Below are 3582 nucleotides of genomic sequence, written 5' to 3' on the forward strand. Positions count from 1 at the left end.
TCAACGGACAGGCGCATGCCTTGCTCGGCCGTGCGCTGGCCCGCGAGGTCGAAGCAATCGGGTGGCCGGATGAACGATAAACGCGGCATACGGGTGTCCCGCACGACCGATTGCGAGAGGACGCACCATGCCTGACATGCGCTTTGCGCCGCCCAACCCGCTGCGAATTGCGGACCGCGCCAGCGGCCTCAACGCCGTCAGCGTGCGCAGCTACAACGAGCGCCTCGTGCTGTCGCTGCTGCTCCAGAGCAAGGATATCACCCGCCTCGAGATCGGCGAGCGGACCGGCCTGTCGGCGCAGACGGTGTCCGTTATCGTCCGTTCGCTCGAGCAGGAAGGGCTGATCGCCAAGGGTGAAGCCCAGCGCGGGCGCGTCGGRCCGCCGACAGTGCCGCTATCGCTCAACCCCGAGGGCGCCTATTCCGTCGGCATCAGCGTCGGGCACCGGCAGGTGGAGGTCGTGCTCGTCGACTTCGTCGGCTCGATCCGATCCCATGCGGTGCTGCCGTACTCGGCTGCCGCGCAGGACACCAATCATCCGCAATTCATGAGCGCGATCGCCAAGGCCATCGCCGATCTGCCGCAGCATCTGCATTCGCGCATCGCCGGCATCGGCCTTGCCCTGCCGGGCGACGAGATGGAGCTCGAGCTGACTCCCAAGGCGGCCCGCGAGCGGTTCGACGCCTTGCAGGAAGAGGTCGAACGGGAGATCGGTTACCCCGTCTACGTCCAGAACGACATCACGGCGGCGGCCGGCGGCGAAAGCATGTTCGGCGTCGCCAAGCACCTTTCGGACTATCTTTTCTTCTATCTCGGCGCGCGCCTGCACAGCCGCCTTGTCCTCAACCACCAGATCTACAACACCACCGGCGCGGTGAGCTTCGACGTCGGCATCCTGCGGCTCGAACAGGARATCACCAGACAAGGAAGGCAGACGTCCGAGCTCTGGGAAAGAGGCGCGGACTGGCCGTCATTCGGCGAGGCCGAGATCGCGTGGCAGCGCGAGCTRGTCGGGCAAATGAAGTCGTCGATCGCGGCTCTGAAGCAGTTCGTTCCGATCACCTCGGTCGTCCTGTCCTCCTACGCGCCCCAGGCGGTCTGCAAGGCGATCTGCCGGGAACTCGAGCAGGCCATGCCGGGCATAGCCGCCATAGCCGGCAACATCGAGCGTTCGCCCAAGGCGGTGGGCGCGGCGGGCCTGCCCTTCAGCTCGCGGTTCATGGTGGAGTAACATTTATCGTCACCGCGTCTCGCTACCTGGCGGCAACACCTGCAGGTGATATCGGGCCGGCGGTGCGGCCGCTTGACGTCGCCCGCCCAGTCGGCCCGGTCAGCCCGGGATAATTTCGTAGTGAAGGATCTGGGCGTCGCCGAGGGACGATCTGCGTCCAGGCGAGATAACGCCGGAGCCGAAGAGGAGGATATCCTCGCGGCGCACGAATACTTCATCGCCGGGCCCCATCGACACAAATGTGCCCGACGAGCTTCGCTCGACAAGCCTGGCCTTGCCATTCGAAATGGTGAAGGTTGCGTGGTGTCTTGAGACCCAGGGCCGCTGGACGACGATATCGCATTCCGGCGATCGGCCGATCGTCACCAGTTCGTTGTTTCGGCAGGGTCGCACCTGATCTCCATAGCGGATGACCAGATTGATCTGCGGCGGGGCGAAACGCCTCTCGACAAAAGTGCCACGGCTGGCGACGTGCGTGGCGGGGGTCCCATCGTCGCCCCCCAGAGTATACACATCGAAGAGTTCCTGCTTTCCCTTGAAGGCCATTTTGTCGAGGAGCCGCAAGCTACCGCGGCTGCCCGCGGAAAGGGCTTCGAAGAAGCTCTGGCTGATCAGGACCTCCCCGGGGTTGGCCGTGGTGGACAACCGCGCGGTGACATTGACAACGTCGCCGAATACCGCGCCCCGCGCGCGAATGACCGCCCCGAAATGCAATCCGATCCGGGCGATCAAGGGCTCTTTCGTCAATTCGCTGCCAATCTGGCAGACGGCCCTCAACGCCGCCTCCRGTGTCTCGAACAGGCTGAGCACGTCATCGCCCTTCGAGTAGATGAAGTCGCCGCCGTGCTGGGCGACGATCCCGCGTATCGCGTCGAGACAATCCGAGACCTGACGCAGGGCGGCATCGTCGCCGATGCGCTCATAGAGCGGCACGCTGCCCACGACATCGGCCAAGAGGACTGCGGCCAGAAGTCTTTCCTGATCCATCGACTCGTATCCGCCCCGGAACGCAGCGTGTATAACATACCAAAGTCGACCGTGACTTATCACTTGTACGCCAAGGGGCCGGCGCAACCGGGGCAGATGTTTCGGCGCGATTAGGSCCGATAAAGACGTTTCCTTTCCCTAGCCTGGGCTGCCGGCCGCCGGATTGGCGATGATCGCCGCGCGGAAACGCGCGACGAAATCGTCCAGCGCCGGGCGTTCGGCGTCCGAGATCGCCCAGTAGGAGAAGGCATCGTCCGTCCAATGCACCAGGAGGAAGCCCCCTGCCGAGAGGTCGTCCGCCACCGGCACCGATTTGGCCTCGTTCTGCCGGGGCTCGGCCACCAGCGTGATCAGATGCTCGTGATGGCGGTAGACCAGCGCCGGCATCGGCTTGTCGCCGATCACCTCGACGCGGCCGCCGATCAGCGCATAACCGTCCTTGGCCATGTCGGGCGCCGCCGGCGACACGCCGATGCGGCCGTCGAGCCACGGCTTCACCGTATGGCGGTCGGACGAGACGATGTCGACCGGCGTCGCCGCCAGCAGGCTGCGGCGATGGCCGTTGGCGACCGCGACCGCGAAACTGTCGGACCCGTTGTCCGCCGTCGTCAGCCACTGCGTCGCGCCGCTGGCGAGAACAGCCGTCAGCGCGATCGAGGCCGCCATCTGGCGCCAGTCGAAGGAGTTGAACCAGCGTGCCGCGCGCGGCCRCATGGCGATCACATTGCCTTGCTGCTGTTGCGCGGATTGCTGAGGTCCCGCCGTCACGGCTACGGGCTGGGTTACGTCGTCCTCCTCGGCGCCTTTGACCTCGGCGATGGCCRCGATGCGCGCCAGGAAATCGTCGCTCACGACGGGGCGCTGCACGTTGGCGAGAGCGCCGCGCAGCGCCACCAGGCGCGCATGTTCGGCGGCAAGCTCCGGATCGGCGGCCATGCGCCGCTCGACCGCCAAAGCGGCCGCGGCGTCGAGCTCGCCATCGACAAGAGCGTGGATCATTAGCTTCATATCCTGCGGGTCTTGCGGCAATCCATCCTCATGCGGGCTAATTTCATGCGGGCTCATGGCGCCCTCCAAGTTCCGTCATCAACAGGCCGCGGGCCCGCGCCAGGCGCGACATCACCGTGCCTTGCGGCACGCCGAGCATGGTGGCGATCTCGCGGTAGCTGAGACCGTTGATGTCGCGCAGCACCACCGTTTCGCGGAAGGCTTGCGGCAGCCTGGCGATCGCCGCTTCAACCGCCGCCGAATTCGCCTTGGCGATCAGTGCAGCCTCCGGGCTGTCGGCATCGGAGTCGGGCGGCGGCGAGACGTCGTCGAGATCGGCGAGGTCGCCGACCGCCACCACGCTGCGCGGACGGTTC

The 3582-nt window shown here is 65.8% G+C and carries 4 protein-coding genes; 1 reads left to right on the forward strand and 3 read right to left on the reverse strand.

Annotated features, from left to right (window positions below; all coding sequences use genetic code 11):
• Window positions 1–127: 127 nt before the first annotated feature.
• Window positions 128–1231 carry an ROK family transcriptional regulator gene (locus LCM4576_RS31665; RefSeq protein ID WP_244508503.1) on the forward strand — a complete coding sequence of 368 codons (1104 nt, stop codon included), beginning with the start codon at window positions 128–130 and terminating at the stop codon, window positions 1229–1231.
• 99 nt (window positions 1232–1330) lie between these two features.
• On the opposite strand, the gene LCM4576_RS31670 is transcribed toward LCM4576_RS31665, so the two are convergent.
• From LCM4576_RS31670 to LCM4576_RS31680, 3 genes are all read right to left on the reverse strand, one after another.
• Window positions 1331–2218 carry an adenylate/guanylate cyclase domain-containing protein gene (locus LCM4576_RS31670; protein WP_071036278.1) on the reverse strand — a complete coding sequence of 296 codons (888 nt, stop codon included), beginning with the start codon at window positions 2216–2218 and terminating at the stop codon, window positions 1331–1333.
• A 138-nt stretch (window positions 2219–2356) separates the two neighbouring features.
• A complete protein-coding gene (locus tag LCM4576_RS31675; RefSeq protein WP_071036279.1) occupies window positions 2357–3283 on the reverse strand; it encodes an anti-sigma factor in 927 nt (308 codons plus the stop codon).
• The coding region (locus LCM4576_RS31680; RefSeq protein ID WP_116398056.1) for a sigma-70 family RNA polymerase sigma factor at window positions 3270–3582 on the reverse strand (313 nt) is incomplete at its 5' end. The genes LCM4576_RS31680 and LCM4576_RS31675, both read right to left, overlap by 14 nt.

Origin of the sequence: Mesorhizobium sp. LCM 4576 (assembly GCF_001854815.1) — a bacterium.
Lineage (GTDB): Bacteria > Pseudomonadota > Alphaproteobacteria > Rhizobiales > Rhizobiaceae > Mesorhizobium > Mesorhizobium plurifarium.